Source organism: Streptomyces sp. NPDC036815, assembly GCF_055609205.1.
Genome location: NZ_JBVJPW010000008.1, coordinates 169,536 through 191,378, shown reverse-complemented (window position 1 = coordinate 191,378; position 21,843 = coordinate 169,536). Strand labels below are relative to the sequence as shown.

Genomic DNA, 21,843 nt, shown 5'->3' with positions numbered 1-21,843 from the left:
GAGGCGTCCCGCAGGCAACCGCGAACCGGCCGCGGCGGCCACGCCGGAAAGGCTCAGCGCCCCAGCTCCCGGGGAATCTCCCCCATCCGCAGAGGATCGTCCGGTTTCTCCAGGGGCGGCAGCTCCGGCAGCGCGTCCCACGGGACCTGTGTCTTGCGCAGGTCCTGCCGGATCCGTCCGGCCAGCTTCTTGGTGTCCCGGCGGTTCATGACCGCTCCGACCGCGGCGCCCACCATGAAGGGCATGAGGTTCGGCAGGTTGCGGACCATCCGCTTCATGATCTGCTGGCGCAGTTCGCGCTTCATCTGGCCGCCCAGCGCGGTGTTGAAGGTCGCCGGCTTGGCGACGTCGATACCGCGCTCCTCGGACCAGGAGTTCAGATACGCCATGCTGCGCTGCTTGAGGTTGCCCTCGGGCCGTCGCCCGTAGACCTCGTGCAGCTCGGCGATCAGCTTCAGCTCTATGGCGGCCACGCCGGTGATCTCCGCCGCGAGCTCGGCGGGCATCGCGGGCGGCACCGGCAGCATCGCCGCGGCCCCCACTCCCGCGCCCACGGTGGACGTGGCGTTGGCCGCGCCCGCGATGAGCTTGTCCGCGAGCTGCTCGGGGCCGAGGCCCGGGAACTGCTTGCGGAGGGTCGCCAGATCGCGGACCGGGATCCGCGGGGCGTTCTCGATGAGCCGGTCGGCGAGATAGCCGATGCCGGCCTTGGCGCCGCGCCCGCCCCTGCGCACGCCCTGCATCACTCCGCCCGTGACGGCGGCAACGCGGCCGCCCCTGGACCCGGCCTCACCGGCTTTCCGAGTGGTCCTGGGCGCCCTGTCGACCGCCGTCCCGTCCGGCGCCGCCTCGGCGGCGGTCACCGGTTCGAGCGAGGCTGCCCCAGTATCGGAAGAGCCTCGCCCGTCGTCACACACACCGGCGTCCCGGACGCCGGCCTCGTCCGCCCCGCGCTTGCGGAAGCGGCGCTTCCAGGACGGGGTCGAGCCAGTCACGGCCGACCCCGCTTCAGTCGCAGTCGCGGCAGATCGGCTGGCCGTTCTTCTCGCGGGCCAGCTGACTGCGGTGGTGCACCAGGAAGCAGCTCATGCAGGTGAACTCGTCCTGCTGCTTCGGGAGCACGCGGACGGCGAGCTCCTCGTTGGAAAGGTCGGCGCCGGGCAGTTCGAGGCCCTCGGCGGCCTCGAACTCGTCGACGTCGACGGCCGAGGTCGACTTGTCGTTCCGCCGTGCCTTGAGTTCCTCGATGCTGTCCTCGTTGACGTCATCGTCGGTCTTACGTGGGGTGTCGTAGTCCGTTGCCATGTCGCTCTCCCCCTCTGGGTGTCTGCGGTGTCTCAAGCGCTCGTAACGCATGAGAGGCCGGACTTGTGCCCGACCTGAAGCGGAGATTTTGCCTCACATCAAGGTCTGTTACTCAATCGACACCCAACCGGACCCCGGGAGGGGTGATCGGTTTGGATGGCGATCGGGACCGTACACGGTCCGAATGTCGCACTTCACAGGCGCCACCCCGTGTACTTCCCGTGATCAAGACCCCTAAAAACCCGGATTTTCCCGGCTTTCCGACGACTTTCACGATCACGGAGAGTAGATGGCCGAATTTTCGCCCCTGTGATCGATCACACACGAAATCTCCAGGAAGAGGCCCGGAAATTCCGCGTTGAGCGAACATTGCGGCGCGTCCGCGGCAGCATCTCAGAGAGGAAGGGTGACTCGCATGACGAGCCCACCCCCCTCACGCGGCTCCGCGATGATACGGCCCCCGTGGGCCCGCGCCACCGACCGGGCGATCGACAGGCCGAGACCGACGCCCTTGTCGCTGCCCGTCCGCTCGGTCCGCAGCCGCCGGAACGGCTCGAAGAGGTTGTCGATCTCGTACGCGGGCACCACGGGGCCCGTGTTCGACACCACCAGGACCGCCTGCCCGTGCTGGGCCTCCGTGGTGACCTCGACCCAGCCCTCGTCCGGCACGTTGTACCTGACGGCGTTCTGCACGAGGTTCAGGGCGATCCGCTCCAGGAGGACGCCGTTGCCCTGCACGACGGCCGGAGCGCGCTCTCCGCGGATCTCCACGCCCTTCGCGTCGGCCTCGGCGCGCACCTGGTCCACGGCACGGTCGGCGACCTCGGCGAGGTCGACCGGTTTGCGCTCCACGATCTGGTTGTCACTGCGGGCGAGGAGCAGCAGGCCCTCCACGAGCTGCTCGCTGCGCTCGTTGGTGGCGAGCAGGGTCTTGCCGAGCTGATGGAGCTCGGGCGGCGCCCCGGGGTCGGAGAGGTGCACCTCCAGGAGCGTGCGGTTGATCGCCAGGGGCGTGCGCAGCTCGTGCGAGGCGTTGCCGACGAACCGCTGCTGGGCGGTGAAGGCGCGTTCCAGACGGTCCAGCATCTCGTCGAAGGTGTCCGAAAGCTCCTTCAACTCGTCGTCGGGGCCGTCCAGTTCGATGCGCCGGGACAGGTCCGTGCCGGCCACCCTGCGCGCGGTGCGCGTGATGCGGCCGAGCGGCGAGAGGACCCGGCCCGCCATCGCGTAGCCGAAGGCGAAGGCGATCACGGCGAGCCCCAGGAGGGCGAGCAGTGAGCGGCTGAGGAGATTGTCCAGGGCGTGCTGGCGCACCTGGTTGACGCACTCGTTCAGCGCGTCGTTGAGCTGCCCCTCGGTGGTGTGCTCGGGAAGCCCCTGGAAACTGGCACAGGTCTGGCTGCTCACCCTGCTGTTGCCGGTGACCCGGAACGGCAGCTCGCTGCCCACGTTCAGGGCCTGCGCGGCGAGCAGGTAGATGATCGAGAGCAGCAGGATGCCCGCGATCAGGAACATGCCGCCGTAGAGCAGCGTGAGGCGTATACGGATGGTGGGGCGCAGCCACGGGAAGGGCGGTTCGACCTTGCGCGGGTCCCACGTGGGCTTCGGAGGCGCGGCTGGTGGCGCCGGGGACGCGGCCACCGGGGGTCAGATCCGGTAGCCGGAGCCCGGCACCGTCACGATGACGGGGGGCTCGCCGAGCTTGCGGCGCAGGGTCATGACGGTCACCCGGACGACGTTCGTGAACGGGTCCGTGTTCTCGTCCCAGGCCTTCTCCAGGAGCTGCTCCGCGGAGACCACCGCGCCCTCGCTGCGCAGCAGCACTTCGAGGACGGCGAACTCCTTGGGGGCCAGCTGGATCTCCTTGCCGTCGCGGAAGACCTCGCGGCGGTTGGGGTCGAGCTTGATCCCGGCGCGCTCAAGGACGGGCGGCAGCGGCACGCTGGTGCGCCGTCCGAGGGCACGCACGCGTGCCGTGAGCTCGCTGAACGCGAAGGGCTTGGGGAGGTAGTCGTCGGCGCCGATCTCCAGGCCCTCGACGCGGTCGCTGACGTCGCCCGACGCGGTGAGCATCAGGACGCGGGTCGGCATGCCGAGCTCGACGATCTTGCGGCAGACGTCGTCGCCGTGCACGAGCGGGAGGTCCCGGTCGAGCACCACGACGTCGTAGTCGTTGACGCCGATGCGCTCCAGGGCGGCCGCTCCGTCGTACACGACGTCGACGGCCATGGCCTCCCGGCGCAGTCCGGTGGCCACCGCATCGGCGAGCAGCTGCTCGTCCTCGACGACGAGTACGCGCACGTCGCTGTCCTTCCTCTGTGCCCCTGCGGGCAGGTCTGTCTTGGGGTAGGACTCCATCCTGCCCCTTTCGGCCATAAACCGGCTGTAAGACGGCCTGTCATCAGAGTCGAGCTCGGGCCGGGCCGCGGGAATGCCGGATTTTCTGCGCGGGTTGAGGTTTCTGCCGAACCGAGCGAGGGGAGGACGGGTTTACACCCGCGATCACGCTTTGTATGTGGCACGCCACAAACTGCTTTCCGCAGAGCGGCTTGAGACGTGATCGCCCCTTCCTTGAGGGCACACCCCCGTGCCATCGACCCACGACCCAGCCGAGGGGGCGCAACCATGGACGCATTCACCGCAGGACTCCTGCAGCGCATAGAGGCCACGGAGTCCGACCTCACGAAGGCCCGTGAGACGGGCGACGACTTCCTTGCCGAGGTCGAGCTGGCGGAGCTGGAAGATCTCCACCGCCTGGCGGCCGAGCACGGCGTCGAGGTGGGCGCCCTGCAGGCCTGAGCGACGTCCCAGTACACACGCGGAAGGGCCCTGACACCTGTTGGTCGAGGTGTCGGGGCCCTTTCGTGTGTGCGGGGGTTCTTCGCGGGTCAGTCGTGCCAGGCGCCGAGGTCCTCCAGGAGGCCCTGGAGCGTCTCGAAGAGGGCGGGCGGCCCCGCGATGGCCAGCTCGCCCGAGAGGGCCTCTCCGGGGCGGCCACCGGTCAGCGCGCCCGCCTCCCGCGCGACGAGGTCACCCGCCGCGAAGTCCCACGGGTTGAGCCCCCGCTCGTAGTACGCGTCGAGGCGGCCCGCCGCGACGTCGCACAGGTCGATCGCCGCCGAGCCGCCGCGCCGGATGTCCCGGACCTTCGGGATCAGGTGCCGCGCCACCTCGGCCTGCTGCGCGCGGCGCTCCGCGACGTACCCGAAGCCGGTGCCGATCAGGGCCTGGTCCAGGGACGGGGCGGGACGCACCCGCGCGGGCACGTCGTTGATGTGGGCGCCCTCCCCGAGCACCGCGCGGTACGTCTCCCCGCGCATCGGCGCGTGCACCACTCCGACGAGCGTCTCGCCGTCCTTGCGGGCGGCGATGGACACGGACCAGTCGGGGCGGCCGTAGAGGTAGTTGACAGTGCCGTCGATGGGGTCGACGACCCACTGGACGCCGCTGGTGCCCTCGGAGCTGGCGCCCTCCTCGCCGAGCACGCCGTCGGCCGGCCTGCGCTCGGCGAGGAAGGCGGTGATCAGCTTCTCGGAGGCGATGTCCATCTCGGTGACGACGTCGACGGCGCTCGACTTGGTGGCGGCCACGCCGAGGTCGTCGGGGCGGCCGTCGCGCAGGAAGGCTCCGGCGCGGTGCGCGGCTTCCAGGGCGACGGCGAGGAGTTCTGCCTTGAGGGCGGTCACGTCGGTCACAGCGTTACCTCGGGGTTCTTCACGCGTACGGGCTGTCGGCGCCCGCGGCCGCAGGCTTCGGGGCGCGGGCCGGGCAGCAGCCCACCGGGCACAGGTCGTGGCTCGCGCCGAGAGAGCCCAGGGCGCAGGGGGTGACGGCCGCGCCGCTCTCCGCGGCGGCCCGCTCCAGGACCAGTTCCCTGATCGCCGCGGCGAACCGCGGGTCGGCGCCGACGGTCGCCGAACGGCGCACCGGAAGACCCAGTTCCGCGGCCTTGGCCTCGGCCTCGGTGTCGAGGTCGTACAGGACCTCCATGTGGTCCGAGACGAACCCGATGGGAACCATGACCACGGCGGGGGCGCCGGCCGCGTGCCGCTCCTCCAGGTGGTCGCAGATGTCCGGCTCCAGCCACGGGATGTGCGGGGCGCCGCTGCGCGACTGGTAGACGAGCTCCCAGGGGTGCGCGACGCCGGTCTCCTCGCGGACGGCGTCGGCGATGAGGCGGGCCACGTCGAGGTGCTCCTTGACGTACGCACCGCCGTCGCCGTGCTCCTCGACGGGGCCCGAGGTGTCCGCGGCGGCGGTCGGGATGGAGTGCGTGGTGAAGGCCAGGTGCGCCCCCTCCCGTACGTCCTCGGGGAGTTCGGAGAGGGACTTCAGGACGCCGTCGATCATGGGGCGGACGAAGCCCGGGTGGTTGAAGTAGTGCCGCAGCTTGTCGATCTTCGGCAGCTCCAGGCCCTCGGCCTCCAGGACGGCCAGGGAGTCCGCGAGGTTCTCGCGGTACTGACGGCAGCCCGAGTACGAGGCGTACGCGCTGGTGGCGAGGGTCAGGATGCGGCGGCGGCCGTCGGTGACCATCTCGCGCAGGGTGTCGGTCAGATAGGGGGCCCAGTTGCGGTTGCCCCAGTAGACCGGCAGGTCCAGGCCGTGCTCCGCGAAGTCCTTGCGCAGGGCGTCCAGGAGGGCGCGGTTCTGGTCGTTGATCGGGCTGACCCCGCCGAACAGGAAGTAGTGCTGCCCCACCTCCTTGAGCCGCTCCGTGGGGATGCCGCGCCCGCGCGTCACGTTCTCCAGGAACGGGACGACGTCGTCCGGGCCTTCTGGGCCGCCGAACGAGAGCAACAGCAGGGCGTCATAGGGAGTCGAATCCAGCGCATCGGACATGCATCCGATCCTGCCACCCGCCACCGACAGCCGGAAAACGGCCTCCGCCGAACGGAAAAACCCGGTGCGCCCGGCCGCTTCCGAGCCGTAAGCTGTATTGGCCACCTTTACGCCTTACCCGGCGCCTCCGCCCCCGCGGAGACCGTTCCGGAGCCCCAGCGGAGTCCACGTGCCCAGCCCCTACCGCGCCATCTTCGCCGCCCCCGGCACCAAGGCCTTCTCCAGCGCCGGCTTCCTCGGCCGGATGCCGCTGTCGATGATGGGCATCGGCATCGTGACCATGGTGTCGCAGCTCACCGGGCGCTACGGCCTCGCGGGCGCCCTGTCGGCGACGGTCGCGCTGTCGGCCGCCGCGATCGGGCCGCGGATCTCCCGGCTCGTGGACCGGCACGGCCAGCGCCGGGTGCTCAGGCCCGCGACGCTGGTGTCCCTGGCCGCGGTCGCCGGGCTGCTGCTCTGTGCGAAGTTCGAGGCGCCCGACTGGACGCTGTTCCTCTTCGCCGCCCTGGTCGGCTGCGTGCCGAGCGTGGGCTCGATGATCCGGGCGCGCTGGGCCGTCCTGTACCGCGACACCCCGCAGCTGCACACCGCGTACTCCTTCGAGTCGGTGGTGGACGAGGTCTGCTTCATCTTCGGGCCGATCATCTCGATCGGCCTGTCCACGGTCTGGTTCCCGGAAGCCGGTCCGCTGCTCGCCGGAGCCTTCCTCGCGGTGGGCGTCTTCTGGCTGACGGCCCAGCAGGCCACCGAGCCGGTGCCGCACCCGCGGGAACACCACACCAAGGAGTCGGCGCTGCGCTCCGGGGGCCTCCAGGTGCTGGTCGCCACCTTCGTCGCGACCGGCGCGATCTTCGGTTCGATCGACGTGGTCACCGTGGCGTACGCGGAGGACCAGGGCCACAAGTCCGCGGCCAGCCTGGTCCTCGCCGTCTACGCGCTCGGCTCCTGCGTGGCCGGCGCGGCCTTCGGCCTGCTGCGTTTCGAGGGGGCGCCGGCGCCCCGGTGGCTGCTGGGTGTCTGTGCGATGGCCGTGAGTATGATCCCGCTTCAACTGGTCGGGAACCTTCCGTTTCTGGCCGTGGCGTTGTTCGTAGCGGGCCTCTCCATCGCACCGACAATGATCACGACGATGGCCCTCGTCGAGCAGCACGTACCACGCGCGAAACTGACCGAGGGCATGACCTGGGTGAGCACCGGACTCGCGGTCGGGGTCGCGCTCGGCTCCTCCGCGGCCGGGTGGGTCATCGACGCCGCGGGACCGGACGCCGGGTACGGGGTGCCGGGGATCTCCGGAGCCGTCGCGGTCGCGGTCGGGTTCCTGGGGTATCGCCGGCTGAAGCGGCCGGTTCCGCGACGGGGAGGGACCCATGAGTACGGGCACGAGCAGCGGGAAGAGCACAGCGACGTGGCGTAACTGGGCGGGGAACGTGACCGCGCGGCCGGTCCGGGAGACCACCCCCGCCTCGGTCGACGAGCTGGTCGCGGCCGTGCGCCGGGCCAAGGAGGACGGCCTGAAGGTGAAGCCCGTCGGCACGGGCCACTCCTTCACGGCGACCGCCGCCACCGACGGCCTCCTCATACGCCCCGATCTGCTCACCGGAATCCGCGCGATCGACCGTGCGGCCGGCACGGTCACCGTGGAGGCCGGCACCCCGCTGAAGCGCCTGAACACGGCGCTGGCCCGCGAGGGTCTCTCGCTCACGAACATGGGCGACATCATGGAGCAGACCGTCTCCGGAGCCGTCAGCACCGGCACGCACGGCACGGGCCGCGACTCGGCCTCGATCTCCGCCCAGATCACGGGCCTCGAACTGGTCACCGCGGACGGCGCGGTCCTGACCTGCTCCGCCGACGAGAACCCCGAGGTGTTCGCCGCGGCCCGGACGGGGCTCGGTGCCCTCGGCGTCATCACGGCCATCACCTTCGCCGTGGAACCGGTCTTCTACCTCACCGCCCGCGAGGAACCGATGACCTTCGACCGGGTCACCGACGACTTCGACGCACTCGTCACCGAGAACGAGCACTTCGAGTTCTACTGGTTCCCGCACACCGGCAACTGCACCACCAAGCGCAACAACCGCAGCCCGGGCCCCGCGGCCCCGCCCGGCCGGATCAGCGCCTTCGTGGAGGACGAGTTGCTCTCCAACGGCCTCTTCCAGGTGGTCAACTCCCTCGGCCGCGCCGTCCCCGCGGCCATCCCCGGCATCGCCAGGATCTCCAGCAGGGCGCTCTCCGCGCGGACCTACACGGACATCCCCTACAAGGTCTTCACCAGCCCGCGCCGCGTCCGGTTCATGGAGATGGAGTACGCGGTCCCGCGCGAGGCCCTCGTGGAGACCCTGCGCGAAGTCAAGGCGATGGTGGACCGCTCGCCGCTGCGGATCAGCTTCCCCGTGGAGGTCCGCACGGCCCCCGCCGACGACATCACGCTCTCCACGGCGTCGGGCCGGGAGAGCGCGTACATCGCCGTCCACATGTACCGGGGCACGCCGTACCAGGCGTACTTCGCGGCCGCCGAGCGGATCTTCACCGCGCACGAGGGGCGGCCGCACTGGGGCAAGGTGCACACGCGCGACGCGGAGTACTTCTCCAAGGCGTACCCCCGCTTCGGCGAATTCACGGCCCTGCGCGACCGCCTCGACCCGGACCGCCTGTTCGGCAACGAGTACCTGCGGCGGGTCCTCGGCGCCTGAAAAGCCCGCCCCTGCGACGCCCGCTACGGAGTGGGCGTCGCGCCCGGCTGCTGGTCGCCGCCCGTGCCCGAGCCCTTCGAGGGCGTGGGCGTCGGGGTGGGCTTGGGCGTCGGCGTCGGGTCCGTCGTGGAACCGTCGTCCCCGGAGTCGGAGCCGTCGTCCTTGCCCTTGTCCGGGTCCGTGCCGGTGCCGTTCCCGGTGTCGCCCTTCGAACCGGAGTCGGTGCCGTTGCCGTTCCCCGTGCCGTTGCCGGAGTCGTCGCCGGTCCCGTCCGGGTCCTGCGACGCGTTGTCGCCGCCCTGCCGGGAACCGTCACCCGTGCCCGACGTGCCGCCGTCCGAAGGCTGTACGGAGGGTTCGTCGGCGGGCGGAGGCTGCTTCCTCGAAGAGGAGTTGTGCCCCGAGACGCCGTTGCTGATCGTGGTGCCCTCGCCGCCGCTCAGGTCCTTGCCGGAGACCAGCTCGTACGTGGTGATGCCCGCCATGGCGACACCGAAGACGACGGCCGCGGCGATCAACGGCCGCTTCCAGCTGCGGACCTGCGTGCGGTGCGTGGTGCCCTCGGTGAACTCCTGCGACGGGAGTGCCGGTTGGAAGGCGGCCGTCGGCGCCGGCACCTGGCCGGGGCCCGTGGCGCGCAGCACGCGCGTGGCGTCGTCGTGCGGCAGCGCCCGGGTGGCGTCGACCGCCCCGAGGAGCTGCGTCCTCTCGGCGTCGGCACCGGCGCCCGCGGTGGGCAGCAGCGTCGTGGCGTCCGCGTCGCCCGCGGGCGGCGGCACCGTCGTGGGGTCCGTGCCCGCGGCGGGCAGGACCGTGGTGGGATCCGCCGCGGGATCCGCGTCCCCCGCCGCGGGCAGCAGCGCGGTCGCGTCGGCGTCGGTGCCGGGGGCGGCCGCCTCCGGTCTCCCCCACGTCGTGGTCACCGGACCGGTCGCGCCGAGAGCTCCCGTATAGGCGGAGGTTCTGGCCGAGGTCCTGAACGTCTCGGGCACCTGCGTCGCGGCCGTCACCGGAACCTGCCGCGCCCTCGGCTTGGCCTGCACCGTGACGTCACGTATCTGCTCGCCCGTGCGCCTGAAGAAGTGCTGGAAGACGGTGCCGCCACAGGTCGCGATCGCGCTCACGACACCGGCGCCGAGGATCGTTCCGTAGACACCGAGGTTCGAGGCGAGCTTCGCCGCCACGACCGCGGCGATGGCACTTCCGGCCACCTGCGGCACACTCAGATCGAGGCGCCGCTTCCCGCCCGGCTCCTCCTGGTCCTTCGACTCCTTGCCGGAATCCGGCTTTTCACGCATCTCCGACCCTTGCCTGCCTTTCGCGCCTTTCTCGACTGACTACACGAGACAGGGACGTATGGCCGAAGTGTTTAGTTCCGTTTCGGGACATACCGTGAAGTGCGCCACCCGTACGCGGGCGCGGCAGGGCGGGAGCGGGCGCCAACTGCCGTCCTCCACGAGAAGTTCGGCGGCGCGGCGGTCCACCCGCGTGGCCCGAATGGAGTACTGTTGCGAGCCCTGGGTCCGGTCTCCCGCCAGGGTGCCCGGGGCCTCGAAGGACCGCCGGGTGGGGGGCTCGCTGCACAGGGTGACGAACCTCGTCACTTAGCGTTGCGAAATGGTAACCGTGCCATAACGGCGATCCAGGGCCCATGCCCGACACGCCGGGCAACTCGGCAAGGTTGTGGCAGGCTGCACCCGGGCAGGCCACACTCGACTAGCGGAAGCAGCGACGCACGTGACGTCGGCAGGCACCACCCGGGAGGTCCCCATGCCCGAACTGCGTGTCGTGGCCGTCAGCAACGACGGCACACGGCTGGTGCTCAAAGCTGCGGACAGCACGGAGTACACGCTTCCGATCGACGAACGGCTGCGTGCGGCCGTCCGCGGCGACAGGCCCCGACTCGGTCAGATCGAGATCGAGGTGGAGAGCCACCTCCGACCGCGCGACATCCAGGCACGGATACGTGCCGGCGCCAGCGCGGAAGAAGTGGCCCAGTTCGCCGGCATCCCCGTCGACCGCGTCCGCCGCTTCGAAGGACCTGTGCTCGCGGAGCGCGCCTTCATGGCGGAGCGCGCCAGGAAGACCCCCGTGCGCCGTCCCGGCGAGAACACCGGACCCCAGCTCGGCGAGGCCGTGCAGGAGCGGCTGATGCTACGGGGCGTCGACAAGGACACCGTCCAGTGGGACTCCTGGCGCCGCGACGACGGCACGTGGGAGGTCCTGCTCGTCTACCGCGTCGCGACCGAACCGCACTGCGCGAGCTGGACCTACGACCCGCCCCGGCGGCTCGTCCAGGCCGTGGACGACGAGGCGCGTTCGCTGATCGGCGAGACGGACGACATCTCCGCGCCCGAGCCCAGCTTCCCGTTCGTGCCGCGCATCGCCCGGCTGCCCCGGGACCGCCCCGCGGACCGGCCGCTCGACCGCGCCCTGGACCGTCAGCTGGACCGACCGAGCATCCCGCTGCCGCCGGCCGACCCGCCGGAGGAGGGCTCCGGCGCGGGCTCCGCGGTCGCCGAACAGGAGCGCGACTCGCTGACCAGCCTCCTGGAGGCGGTGCCCAGCTTCCGCGGCGACATGGTCGTACCCGAGCGCCCCTCGGCCACGACCACCACGGAACTGCCGCCGCCCGCTCAGGAGGAGCCCGAGCAGGAGCCGGATGCCGAGGAGCCCCCGGCGGCGTCGGCGGGCGCCGGCGCGGCCTACGCGGACGTGCTCATGCCGCGCTCGGTGGCGAGCCACCGCGACCGTCTCGTCGGCTCCACGGACCGTCAGGCCGAGGCCGACGGCGTCCGTCCGGGCCGCCGCGCCGCGGTGCCCAGCTGGGACGAGATCGTCTTCGGCACGCGCCGCAAGAAGCAGGAATAGCGCCTCGGCCGGAAGCCGCTCAGGCAGCTTCCACGGAGAGGGGGCCCGCACCCGGCCGGGTGCGGGCCCCCTCTCCGTGGCCAACTCCCACCGAGCTGATGGCTCTACTGCGGATCGGGGCCCGTCGCCACCGGGCGCGAGGGGTCGGCCGACCACTGCGACCACGAACCGACGTACAACGAGGCCGGAATTCCCGCCACCGCGAGCGCGAGCACCTCGTGGGCGCCCGAGACGCCGGAGCCGCAGTAGACGCCCACCTCCGAAGTGCCGGACGCCCCCAGGGCCTTGAAGCGGTCCGCGAGCTCGGCCGCGGGCCTGAAGCTGCCGTCCTCCGCGACGTTCTCCGTGGTCGGCGCCGACACCGCGCCAGGGATGTGCCCGGCCACACTGTCGATCGGCTCGACCTCGCCCCGGTAGCGCTCGGCCGCGCGTGCGTCCAGGAGCAGGCCGGAACGGGCCAGCGCCGCGGCGGAGTCCGCGTCCAGGAGGTCGGTGTCGTTGGGGGCGGGCTCGAAGGTTCCCTCGGCCTGGGCGTGGCCAGGACCCTCCTCCAGGGAACCGGTCCACAGGGCGATGCCACCGTCCAGGACGCGCACGGACGGGTGACCCGTCCAGCGCAGCATCCACCACAGCCGCGCCGCCGCCCAGTTCTGGCCACCGTCGTACACGACGACGTCCCGGTCCTCCGAGACCCCCGCCGCCCGCATCACGGCGCCGAACCGGCCGAGATCGGGCAGCGGGTGCCGACCGCCCGCACCGGCGGGACCTGCGAGGTCAGCGTCCAGATCGACGAACACGGCCGACGGAATGTGCGCTTCCTCGTACCCGGAACGCATCGAGCCCTGGTGCTGCCAGCGGACGTCGAGCAGCACCGGCGGGTTCTGGCCCGCCAGCTCGCCCGCGAGTTGGGATGCGGAGATGATGGGATTCATACGTCCCATCCTTGCGTACGGGGTGGTCGCGCCGCCAAGGTGCGGCTACCCTGCTCGGCCGGACGCGCCCGAACACGGGGTGTACGGAACCATGTACACCCTGTACGACAGACGGACATCGCCCGGCCATCGCGTGTCAACGGGTGAGGAACCGTAAATCGGGCATCTTCCGGCGGGAAGCCGGACGGCGCGGCGCGGTCGAGCCGCGCGGCGTGGCAGGCGGTGCGAGCATCTGCACGGGCGCGAGTGGGCGCGGCGATCGTGCGCGCATTCGAGAGTGATATCTGACCGGCCGTCACGACGGCCGAGGAGAGGGTGACGATGACCGAGGCGCGGGCGAATGGGGTCCCCCCTGAACAGGGCTCGTCGAGTTCCTGGGCGAAGGAGCGGCGCGACAGCGCGGGGGCCGGCCGGCGCGAGCCCGGCACGCCCTGCTGGGTGAGTCTGATGACGCACGACCTGGCCGCGACCCAGGAGTTCTACGGAGCGCTCTTCGGCTGGGAGTTCCGGCCGGGGCCGGAGCAGCTCGGGCCGTACGTACGGGCGCTGCTCGACGGCAGGGAGGTGGCGGGCATCGGCAGGCTGCCCGCCGACCGCCATCTGCCCATCGCCTGGACGACCTATCTGGCGACGGACGACGCGGACGCGACGGCCGACGCGGTGCGGCACTGCGGCGGCACGGTCGGCGTCGGCCCGATCGACGCGGGCGAGGCCGGCCGGATGGCCATCGCGTCGGACCCGGCGGGCGCGGTGTTCGGCATCTGGCAGGCGGCGGCCCATCTGGGCACCGCGGTGCTCGGCAGGCCCGGCACCCCCGTCTGGAACGAGCTGCTGACCCGGGAGACGGCGAGCGTCCTGAAGTTCTACCAGTCGGTCTTCGGCTGCACCGAAGAGGCCGTGGTCTCGGCCGACTTCGACCACGTGACGCTGCGCGTGGACGGCCGCCCGGTGGCGTCCGTGCACGGCCTGGGCCAGGCGCTGCCGCGCGACCGGGGCCCGCACTGGATGACGTATTTCGAGGTCACCGACGTGGACGAGGCGGTCGAGCGGGCCGTCGAACTCGGCGGCTACGTCATCGACCGGACCAGGGCCGGCGAGCACGGCCGGACGGCGACGGTCGCGGACCCGGAGGGCGCGGTCTTCGCCCTCGTGCACTCGCCCGACGACGCCTGATTCAGGCGCGGGCGCCGGCCGCGTCGACCGGCAGCACGTCGGGCGACAGGGCCCCAGCTCGTGCGGTCGCCGCCGTCGCCCTGCGCCGGTGATGGCGGCGGCACAGCACTTCGTAGCCCACTTCGCCGGGCGACTGGTTGACGTCTCCCACGACGACCTGGGCGCCCTCGACGACCATCTCGCCGCCTATGGTGCGGGCGTTGTGGGTGGCGCGGGCCCCGCACCAGCACAGGGCCTCGACCTGGAGCACCTCGACGCGGTCGGCGAGCTCGACCAGGCGCTGCGAGCCCGGGAAGAGCTTGGAGCGGAAGTCGGTGGTGATACCGAAGGCGAAGACGTCCAGGCCGAGGTCGTCGACGACCCGGGCGAGCTGGTCGATCTGCTCCGGCGCCAGGAACTGCGCCTCGTCCGCGATCACGTAGTCCGCGCGGCCGCCCTGGGAGAGGTGGTCGACGAGGTGGGCGTAGAAGTCGAAGTCGTCCGCGGCCTCGGTCGCGTCGGTGACGAGGCCGAGCCGGGAGGAGAGCTTGCCCTCGCCCGCGCGGTCGTCCCGCGTGAAGATCATCCCCTGGAGTCCGCGGGCGGAACGGTTGTGCTCGATCTGCAGAGCCAGCGTGCTCTTTCCGCAGTCCATCGTTCCGGAGAAGAACACCAGCTCGGACATGGGGGGTTGAGGACCTTTCGGGGCGGACGGGGAGACGGGCGGGCGGAGCCCGGTCAGGAGCGTACTTCCAGGAGCGGGACCAGCTGCTCGACGGGGGTCATGGAGCCGTGCATGCCGACCAGGGCGGACTCGTTGGGCTCGCGTTCCGTGGCGATGATCGCGGCGTCGTCGTGGGCGGCGGCGATGACGTCGCCGAGGCGCTCGTACACACGTTGATCAATGTGTGGACCGAACCAGCCCGCGGCGATCGCCTCGTCGCGGGAGGCCACCCAGAACTGCTCGCCGAGCACTTCGCGCCAGACCGTCAGGACATCGCTCTCGGCGCCCGGCACCGCGTAGACGTGGCGGGCGCGGCCCTCGCCGCCGAGGAGGGCGACGCCGGCGCGCAGCTCCCAGTCCTCGTCGAAGTCGATGCGGGACTGCTCGTCGAAGGGGATGTCGATCATGCCGTGGTCCGCGGTGACGTACAGGGCGCTGCGCGGCGGCAGTTGCTCGGCGAGGCGCTGGGCCAGCCGGTCGACGTACATGAGCTGGCCGCGCCAGGCGTCGGAGTCGACGCCGAAGCGGTGGCCCTTGCCGTCGACTTCCGCGTAGTACGTGTAGACCAGCGAGCGGTCCCCCGCGGCCAGTTGCTGGGCGGCGAGGTCCATGCGGTCCTCGCCGGAGCGCCTGCCCCGGAAGGAGCCGCCGCTCAGGGCGACCTTGGTGAGCGGGGTGTGCTCGAAGTGCGGCGCCGAGACCTGCGCGGTGTGCACACCGGCGGCGTGGGCCTGCTGGAAGACGGTGGGGTACGGCTGCCACGCGTACGGGTCGGTCCACGGGTTCCAGCGGAGCTGGTTCATCAGTTCGCCGGTGGCCGGGTCGCGGACGGTGTAGCCCGGCAGGCCGTGGGCGCCGGGCGGCAGGCCCGTGCCGACCGAGGCGAGCGAGGTCGCGGTGGTGGCGGGGAAGCCCGCGGTGAGGGGCCGGCCGGTGCCGCCCCGCGAACTCTCCAGGAGCGAGGCCAGGAAGGGGGCCTCGGCCGGATGGGCCTTGAGCTGCTCCCAGCCGAGGCCGTCGATCAGGAAGACGCAGTTCCGGTCGGCCGGGGCGAGCTCGGGGATCGTGGGCGTGAAGCCGTCGACGCCTTGCAGGGCGACGAGTGTGGGCAGCAGGTCGGCCAGGGAGCCCGTGCCGTACGCGGGCACGGGTGCGGTGTCGAGGGAGAGCGGCTGTACGTCGTCCCAGGAGGGCAGGGGCATCAGCGGGCGGTGTCCGCGGTCGCCTCGGACAGCGCCTGGGCGAAGGCGAGGGTCTGGCGCACCGCGTCGGGGCCGTCCCCCGCCTCACTGACCCGCAGGCTGAGGTCGTCGGCGGTGGAGCTGCCCGTGTACCCGTGGTCCGCCTCGCAGTTGGGGTCGCCGCAGGCCGCGGGCTCCAGGTCGATGCGCGACACGGCGCCCCAGCCGATGGTCAGGACGACCTCGCGCGGCGGCGTTCCGGGAACGTACTTCTCGGGGTTGGCGACGACGCGGCTGACCACGACCGAGGAGATGCGGCCGATCTTGACCGACTCCGTGGAGGTCGTCGCGTACGGCGCCGGGGACGTGCTGTCCGCCGCCTGCTCGTCGGTGTGGCTGACGATGAAGCGCGTACCGGTCAGGACGAGCACGGTGACGTGCCTGCGCACTTCGTTGGCGTCGAACGTCGTCTCCTGGTGGACCAGGAACGACCCGATGGCCTCGCCGCCGATCGCGGCCTCCACCGCCTCGGCCACGAGGGCCGGGTAGTAGCCGCTGCGCTCGATCGCCGCGCGCAGCCCCTGGGTCGTCGTACCGGTCTTTGCCATGCCGTCCATCCTACGGCCCGGTGCGGGGCGCACGGTGCCCCGCGGCCGCACCGGCCGGGAGCCGGCCGCTCCGGCACCCGGAAAGGGCGGCTCAGTACCCCGGAAGGGTGCGCGGGCCGAGGTCGTCGCGGGCGGGCGGGGGCGCGAGCCGGACGGAGGCGCCGAGCACGGAGAGGCCGCGCTGGGCGACGACCACGGGCTCCAGGGAGACACCGACGACTTCGGGGTGGTCGTCGACGAGCCGGGAGACCCGCTGGAGCAGCTCTTCGAGAGCCGGGGTGTCGACGGGCGCGGACCCGCGCCAGCCGAACAGGAGCGGCGCGGTCCGGATGGACCTGACCAGGGAGGACGCCTCGCGGTCGGTGACCGGGACGAGGCGGTGCGCGGTGTCGCCGAGCAGCTCGGAGGGGGCGCCCGCGAGGCCGAAGGAGAGCACTGCTCCGGCCGCCGGGTCGATGACCGCCCGTACGACCGTGTCGACGCCGCGCGGCACCATGCCCTGCACGACGGGCCGCAGCTCCGCGGGCTTGCCGAACAGCTCCGTCAGTTCCTGGTAGGCCCGGCGCAGTTGCCCCTCGTCGGTGAGGTCGAGGCGGACACCGCCGAGGTCGGCGCGGTGTCGCAGGTGCGGGGCCGTGGTCTTCAGGGCCACGGGGTAGCCGATGACGCGCGCGGCCTGTGCCGCCGCGTCGGCGTCGGGCGCGGACAGGGCCCGCCGTACGCGGATGCCGTAGTGCCTGAGCAGCTCGTGGGCGTCGTCGGGGGCGAGGGTGGCACCGCGCGGGTCGCCGTCCTTGGTGAGCAGCTCCGTGATGCGCGCGGCGGCCCCGCTCTCGTCGATGTCGTCGTACTCGGGCACCCGTCCGGGCTCGGCGGCCTCGCGCCGCCACTGTGCGTACTTGACCGCTTCGGAGAGGGCACGTACGGCGCGCTCGGCGGCGGGGTAGGCGGGGATGCGGTACTGGTCGGCGGGCTGGGACGGGGGGCTCGGGGTGGCCTCCGCGGAGGACTGGGGCTTCGGGCCGGTACCGGTACCGGAGGCGCCCCGGGTGTCAGTGGTGACGGCGCCGGGCACGGGAGGGGCCGCGTCGGGCCTGGTACTGGTGGCGGCGGCCAGCGCCTCGGCGAGCCCGCCGAGCTCCACGTGGACCACGGCGACGGGTTTCGCGGGGCATCCGGCGGCCGCCGCCCGCAGCTCCGTGGCCAGGGTCCCGGGGTCGGTGGTGGCCCCGTCCTCCCCCACCCAGGGGATGGCGTTGACGATCACCGCGTCGCAGCCGTCGTCCGACAGCGCCTCGGTGAGCGCCGCCCGGAAGTCGGCCGGGACGGCCCCGGTCGTCAGGTCGCGGGGCGGCAGCGGCCGCAGGCCGTCGGCAACGCACGCGTCGTACGTGAGGAGGCCGAGCGACTCGGAGTTCCCGAGGATGCCCACCCTGGGCCCGGACGGCAGCGGCTGGCCGGCGAGGAGCAGCCCCGCGTCGACCATCTCCGTGACGGTGTCGACGCGGACGACGCCCGCCTGGCGCAGCAGCGCCGAGACCGTGGCGTGCGGCAGCCGGGTCGCCTGCACGGCGTGGCCGGTCGGGGCGATGCCGCTGTGCCGGGCGCCCTGGACCACGACGAGCGGCTTGGCGGTCGCCGAACGCCGTGCGAGCCGGGTGAACTTGCGCGGGTTGCCGATGGTCTCCAGGTACATCAGCGTGACGTCGGTGTCCGGGTCCTCGTACCAGTACTGGAGCAGGTCGTTGCCGGACACGTCCGCGCGGTTGCCGGAGCCGACGAACGTGGAGAGGCCCGCGCCGCGCCGGTGCAGGCCGGAGAGCAGGGCGATGCCGATCGCGCCGGACTGGGTGAACAGACCGATCCGCCCGCGCGCGGGCGACTGCGGGGCGAGCGAGGCGTTGAGCCGTGTCTGCGGCGAGGTGTTGATGACGCCGAAGGCGTTCGGACCGATGATCCGCATGCCGTACGACCGGGCCTGGCGGACCAGTTCGCGCTGCCGCTCGCGCCCCTGGGGGCCGCTCTCCCCGTACCCGGCGGAGAGCACCACGAGGCCCTGCACCCCGCGCTCGCCGCACTCGGCGACGACCTGCGGCACCCGGTCGGCGGGCACCGCGATCACCGCGAGGTCCACGGGCTCCGCGATGGCCGCCACGGAACGGTGTGCGGGCACTCCGTCGATGTCGGCGGCGTCGCCCTCCTCGCCGAACGCGCTGTTCACCGCGTACAGACGCCCGGTGAAGCCGGACTCCTCGAGGTTGCTCAGGACGCTCCGGCCGACGCCGCCGGGGACCCGGCCGACGCCGATCACCGCGACCGAGCCCGGCGTCAGGAGGCGCTGCACCGAGCGGCCTTCGGCGCGCTGTTCGCGGGCGCGCTGCACGGCGAGCGAGCGGTCCGTCGGCTCCAGGTCGAACTCCAGGCGGACGACACCGTCCTCGAAGCTGCGCTTCTGCTGATAACCCGCGTCCGTGAAGACCTTGATCATCTTGGTGTTGGCGGGCAGCACCTCGGCCGCGAACCGGCGGATGCCGCGCTCCCTGGCGACGGCCGCGATGTGTTCCAGGAGGGTGGAGGCGACGCCCCGGCCCTGGTGGGCGTCCTGGACGAGGAAGGCGACCTCGGCCTCGTCGGCCGGGGCGCTGGCGGCCATGCCGCGCTCGTCGATGCGGTCGAAGCGCACGGTGGCGATGAACTCGCCGCCCACTGTGGCCGCCAGCCCCACGCGGTCGACCTGGTCGTGGTGGGTGAAACGGTGCACGTCCTTGGCGGACAGTCGCGGGTAGGGCGCGAAGAAGCGGTAGTACTTCGACTCGTCCGACACCTGTTCGTAGAAGCTGACCAGGCGGTCCGCGTCCTCGGCCGTGATCGGCCTGATCCGGGCGGTACCTCCGTCGCGCAGCACCACATCGGCTTCCCAGTGGGCGGGGTAGTCGTGCCGATCCTGCTGATCCGACGCGGTCTGCATGGGGCCAGGGTACGGGTCGCGCGGCCGCCGGGGCCGGGGCAGGCTAGGACGGGTCGAAGGCGATCGGGAGCGGACACGTGTCCGACGGAGCACCCGTAACGGCATGAGACACTGGTCTAGACAAGTGTGAGACACCTGGAAGGGCAGCAACACATGGCTGAGCGCCGCGTCAACGTCGGCTGGGCCGAGGGCCTTCACGCCCGACCCGCCTCCATCTTCGTCCGCGCGGCCACGGCCGCCGGCGTCCCCGTGACGATCGCCAAGGCCGACGGCAACCCGGTCAACGCCGCCTCGATGCTCGCGGTGCTCGGTCTGGGTGCCCAGGGCGGCGAGGAGATCGTGCTCGCCTCCGACGCCGAGGGTGCGGACGCCGCGCTCGACCGTCTGGCGAAGCTGGTCTCGGAGGGGCTCGAGGAGCTTCCGGAGACGGTCTAGGACACATTCCAGTTCCTGGAAAAGCGTCGATGGGGTCACCCGGAATTCCGGGTGACCCCATCGACGTTTGCGCGTGAACGCGCAAACAATTGAGGGAGAACCCGGCAATCATCCAAGGAATGGAAGCCGAGAAATACCTCTCCTTTGTATACGGCGCCTCCGTTAATTCTGGAGGCTCACCGTGTTTACGGCATGTTGCGAATCGCTCACCCGGCCGCGCGCCGGCCGCCGGACGTGGCGCGGCCGGTACGCGGCCGTCGCCCGCGCGGCGTGCGCGCCCGTGAGCGCCCTGGCCCGCTCCGCGTCCCCGCGGGCCACCGCGTCCACGATCGCCGCGTGCTCGGCCCAGGAGTCGGCGGGCGCCGCCGGGCTGTCGACGACGTACATCCAGGCGGCCTTGTGCCGCAGCTGGATGAGCAGGGCGCTGAGGCCGGGGCTGCCGGACGCCTGGGCGAGCGTCTCGTGGAACCAGCCGCCCAGCGGCCGCAGATCCTCCCCCCGACCGTTCCTCGCGCGCTCCTGACCCAGCCTGACGAGGCCGCGCAGGACCTTGAGGTGCGCGTCCGTACGGCGCTGCGCGGCGCGTGCCGCGGCAAGCGGTTCGAGCAGCGTCCGGACCTCCAGGAGGTCCGCGGCCTCCTGCTCCGTGGGCTCGGCCACGCACGCGCCCGCGTGCCTGCGGGTGACGACGAAGCCCTCGGCCTCCAGGGTGCGCAGGGCTTCGCGCACGGGAACCCGCGAGACGCCGTACCGGCGCGCGAGGACTTCCTCGGCCAGCCGACTGCCCCTTTCGTGCACGCCGGCGACGATGTCGTCCCGGATGGCCGTGCATACCGAATGCGCGGGAACACGCATGACCCGGACCTCCGCCTTCATCCCCGCATAATCGCGGTCGACCGACGCTCGTTCGGTGACTCTATTGCAGAGAACCGCAATTTCCGACGGCGGGCCGGAATCCATGGATATCTTTTGGCCAAGGGTGACGGGTGCGGGCGGCGGCAATGCCGAAAGCCCCGGCTCGCCGGGAGCCGGGGCTTTCGGTGGAGTATCGCGGGGGCCGCGTGCGTCAGACGTTGACGCCGTGCGAGCGGAGGTACGCGATCGGGTCGATGTCCGAGCCGTACTCCGCGCCGGTGCGGGCCTCGAAGTGGAGGTGCGGGCCGCTGGAGTTGCCGGTGGAGCCGGAGAGGCCGATCTGCTGGCCCGGGGTGACCGTCTGGCCGACGGTGACGCCGAGGGACGACATGTGGCCGTACTGGGTGTACGTGCCGTCGTTCATCTTGATGACCACGTTGTTGCCGTAGGCCCCGCCCCAGCCCGCCTCGACGACGGTGCCGGAGCCGACCGCGTGGACGGAGGTGCCGGACGCGGCGTGGAAGTCGATGCCGGTGTGGCTGCCGGAGGACCACATGGCACCGCCGGTCTGGTAGCCGGTGGAGACGTACGAGCCGTCGACCGGGGCGACGTAGGTGTTCAGGCGCTTGCGCTCGGCCTCGCGGGCGGCGCGCTCCTTGGCCTCGCGCTCCTTCTTGGCCTTCGCCTTGGCCTCGGCCTCGGCCTTGCGCTTCTCCTCCGCGGCCTTCTTCTTGGCGGCCTCTTCGGCCTTCTTCGCGGCGGCGGCGTCGTCGGCGGCCTGGCGCTGGGCGGCGGCCTGGGCGCCGATGTTCTCGGCGAGCGAGTCGCCGACGGATATCGCCTGGGTGAGGCCGGTGTGTTCGACGGCCGCTTCGTCGGCGGCGGCGAGCGCCGGGGCCGCGAGGCCTCCGATGACACCGGTGGTGGTGAGCGCCGCGACACCCGCGACGTTCGCGGTGGTCCGCGTGAGGCGGCTCGGACGACGGTGCTTCCCGGTGGCACGGGTGAACGCCATGTGGCGGGTGATCCTTTCCTTCCCTCTCGCCTACCGGGTTAGCTGACGGGTTCGGAGCAGGAAGGTCTCCTACGGGTTCCTCGCCTCGCGGCAAGGTGCCCGATTCACCCCAGGGGACGTGTGGGTCCCCGGCTCCCCTGGCTCGCGCCGTACGGGGACTCGGCGATGACTGTCCGGTGCCGCGGATGCGGCGTAGTGCGCGACGAACAGCCGGACCGACGCTAAACGGGGCGTCTTTCGTTCGACAAACAGAACTCCACTT

General features: G+C 71.9%; 20 protein-coding genes and 1 riboswitch. Of the genes, 6 read left to right on the top strand and 14 right to left on the bottom strand.

Annotated features, from left to right (window positions below; all coding sequences use genetic code 11):
• Positions 1 to 53: 53 nt before the first annotated feature.
• The 4 genes from ACZ69I_RS18795 to ACZ69I_RS18780 form a co-directional block, all read right to left on the bottom strand.
• On the bottom strand, positions 54 to 995 hold the full coding sequence (locus ACZ69I_RS18795) for a hypothetical protein (protein WP_467676729.1): 942 nt from the start codon (positions 993 to 995) through the stop codon (positions 54 to 56).
• 13 nt (positions 996 to 1,008) lie between these two features.
• Complete coding sequence (locus tag ACZ69I_RS18790; RefSeq protein ID WP_055544889.1) at positions 1,009 to 1,305, bottom strand: DUF4193 domain-containing protein; 297 nt, start codon at positions 1,303 to 1,305, stop codon at positions 1,009 to 1,011.
• 393 nt (positions 1,306 to 1,698) lie between these two features.
• Positions 1,699 to 2,946: a sensor histidine kinase gene (locus ACZ69I_RS18785; RefSeq protein WP_467676731.1), complete on the bottom strand. Its 1,248-nt coding sequence runs from the start codon at positions 2,944 to 2,946 to the stop codon at positions 1,699 to 1,701.
• A 6-nt stretch (positions 2,947 to 2,952) separates the two neighbouring features.
• Positions 2,953 to 3,606, bottom strand: a complete 654-nt coding sequence (locus tag ACZ69I_RS18780) for a response regulator transcription factor (RefSeq protein WP_165258328.1) — start codon at positions 3,604 to 3,606, stop codon at positions 2,953 to 2,955.
• 324 nt (positions 3,607 to 3,930) lie between these two features.
• On the opposite strand from ACZ69I_RS18780, the gene ACZ69I_RS18775 reads away from it, so the two are divergent.
• Positions 3,931 to 4,104 (top strand): hypothetical protein, encoded by a 174-nt coding sequence (locus tag ACZ69I_RS18775; protein WP_355804484.1) that lies wholly within the window; start codon positions 3,931 to 3,933, stop codon positions 4,102 to 4,104.
• Between the two features lie 89 nt (positions 4,105 to 4,193).
• Here ACZ69I_RS18775 and ACZ69I_RS18770 read toward each other — a convergent pair whose 3' ends face one another.
• Together ACZ69I_RS18770 and ACZ69I_RS18765 are read right to left on the bottom strand one after the other, a co-directional pair.
• Positions 4,194 to 5,000, bottom strand: a complete 807-nt coding sequence (locus ACZ69I_RS18770; protein ID WP_470833321.1) for an inositol monophosphatase family protein — start codon at positions 4,998 to 5,000, stop codon at positions 4,194 to 4,196.
• Between the two features lie 19 nt (positions 5,001 to 5,019).
• Positions 5,020 to 6,147, bottom strand: a complete 1,128-nt coding sequence (locus ACZ69I_RS18765; protein ID WP_467676735.1) for a ferrochelatase — start codon at positions 6,145 to 6,147, stop codon at positions 5,020 to 5,022.
• Positions 6,148 to 6,316: 169 nt separating this feature from the next.
• On the opposite strand from ACZ69I_RS18765, the gene ACZ69I_RS18760 reads away from it, so the two are divergent.
• Both ACZ69I_RS18760 and ACZ69I_RS18755 read left to right on the top strand, forming a co-directional pair.
• Complete coding sequence (locus tag ACZ69I_RS18760) at positions 6,317 to 7,561, top strand: MFS transporter (protein WP_470833319.1); 1,245 nt, start codon at positions 6,317 to 6,319, stop codon at positions 7,559 to 7,561.
• Positions 7,515 to 8,840, top strand: coding sequence for a D-arabinono-1,4-lactone oxidase (locus ACZ69I_RS18755; protein ID WP_467676739.1), 1,326 nt, complete (start codon positions 7,515 to 7,517; stop codon positions 8,838 to 8,840). The genes ACZ69I_RS18760 and ACZ69I_RS18755 overlap by 47 nt, the downstream gene beginning before the upstream one ends.
• Positions 8,841 to 8,863: 23 nt before the next feature.
• Here the strand turns inward: ACZ69I_RS18755 and ACZ69I_RS18750 are convergent, their stop codons facing one another.
• On the bottom strand, positions 8,864 to 10,138 hold the full coding sequence (locus ACZ69I_RS18750) for a hypothetical protein (RefSeq protein ID WP_470833317.1): 1,275 nt from the start codon (positions 10,136 to 10,138) through the stop codon (positions 8,864 to 8,866).
• A 472-nt stretch (positions 10,139 to 10,610) separates the two neighbouring features.
• Here ACZ69I_RS18750 and sepH point away from each other — a divergent pair, with 472 nt between their 5' ends.
• The gene (gene sepH / locus ACZ69I_RS18745; protein ID WP_467676743.1) at positions 10,611 to 11,711 is read left to right on the top strand and encodes a septation protein SepH; all 1,101 of its coding nucleotides are present in this window, start codon (positions 10,611 to 10,613) and stop codon (positions 11,709 to 11,711) included.
• 104 nt (positions 11,712 to 11,815) lie between these two features.
• Here sepH and ACZ69I_RS18740 read toward each other — a convergent pair whose 3' ends face one another.
• The gene (locus tag ACZ69I_RS18740) at positions 11,816 to 12,643 is read right to left on the bottom strand and encodes a sulfurtransferase (protein WP_467676745.1); all 828 of its coding nucleotides are present in this window, start codon (positions 12,641 to 12,643) and stop codon (positions 11,816 to 11,818) included.
• 447 nt (positions 12,644 to 13,090) lie between these two features.
• Here ACZ69I_RS18740 and ACZ69I_RS18735 point away from each other — a divergent pair, with 447 nt between their 5' ends.
• Positions 13,091 to 13,816 (top strand): VOC family protein, encoded by a 726-nt coding sequence (locus ACZ69I_RS18735; RefSeq protein ID WP_467676747.1) that lies wholly within the window; start codon positions 13,091 to 13,093, stop codon positions 13,814 to 13,816.
• A gap of 1 nt (position 13,817) precedes the next feature.
• Here ACZ69I_RS18735 and ACZ69I_RS18730 read toward each other — a convergent pair whose 3' ends face one another.
• The 4 genes from ACZ69I_RS18730 to ACZ69I_RS18715 all read right to left on the bottom strand — a co-directional run bounded on the left by ACZ69I_RS18730 (position 13,818) and on the right by ACZ69I_RS18715 (position 19,276).
• Positions 13,818 to 14,480, bottom strand: coding sequence for a thymidine kinase (locus ACZ69I_RS18730; RefSeq protein WP_470833314.1), 663 nt, complete (start codon positions 14,478 to 14,480; stop codon positions 13,818 to 13,820).
• A gap of 53 nt (positions 14,481 to 14,533) precedes the next feature.
• Positions 14,534 to 15,721 carry an alkaline phosphatase family protein gene (locus ACZ69I_RS18725; protein WP_470833312.1) on the bottom strand — a complete coding sequence of 396 codons (1,188 nt, stop codon included), beginning with the start codon at positions 15,719 to 15,721 and terminating at the stop codon, positions 14,534 to 14,536.
• On the bottom strand, positions 15,721 to 16,308 hold the full coding sequence (locus tag ACZ69I_RS18720; RefSeq protein ID WP_467676753.1) for a DUF5998 family protein: 588 nt from the start codon (positions 16,306 to 16,308) through the stop codon (positions 15,721 to 15,723). Before ACZ69I_RS18720 ends, ACZ69I_RS18725 begins: the two co-directional genes overlap by 1 nt.
• A gap of 91 nt (positions 16,309 to 16,399) precedes the next feature.
• On the bottom strand, positions 16,400 to 19,276 hold the full coding sequence (locus tag ACZ69I_RS18715; protein ID WP_470833309.1) for a bifunctional acetate--CoA ligase family protein/GNAT family N-acetyltransferase: 2,877 nt from the start codon (positions 19,274 to 19,276) through the stop codon (positions 16,400 to 16,402).
• A 153-nt stretch (positions 19,277 to 19,429) separates the two neighbouring features.
• On the opposite strand from ACZ69I_RS18715, the gene ACZ69I_RS18710 reads away from it, so the two are divergent.
• Positions 19,430 to 19,711, top strand: a complete 282-nt coding sequence (locus ACZ69I_RS18710) for an HPr family phosphocarrier protein (protein WP_003993478.1) — start codon at positions 19,430 to 19,432, stop codon at positions 19,709 to 19,711.
• 162 nt (positions 19,712 to 19,873) lie between these two features.
• Here ACZ69I_RS18710 and ACZ69I_RS18705 read toward each other — a convergent pair whose 3' ends face one another.
• The gene (locus ACZ69I_RS18705) at positions 19,874 to 20,566 is read right to left on the bottom strand and encodes a GntR family transcriptional regulator (RefSeq protein WP_470833307.1); all 693 of its coding nucleotides are present in this window, start codon (positions 20,564 to 20,566) and stop codon (positions 19,874 to 19,876) included.
• Positions 20,567 to 20,777: 211 nt separating this feature from the next.
• Positions 20,778 to 21,581, bottom strand: coding sequence for a M23 family metallopeptidase (locus ACZ69I_RS18700; protein WP_467676759.1), 804 nt, complete (start codon positions 21,579 to 21,581; stop codon positions 20,778 to 20,780).
• 12 nt (positions 21,582 to 21,593) lie between these two features.
• A riboswitch (cyclic di-AMP (ydaO/yuaA leader) is annotated at positions 21,594 to 21,756 on the bottom strand.
• Positions 21,757 to 21,843: the final 87 nt, after the last annotated feature.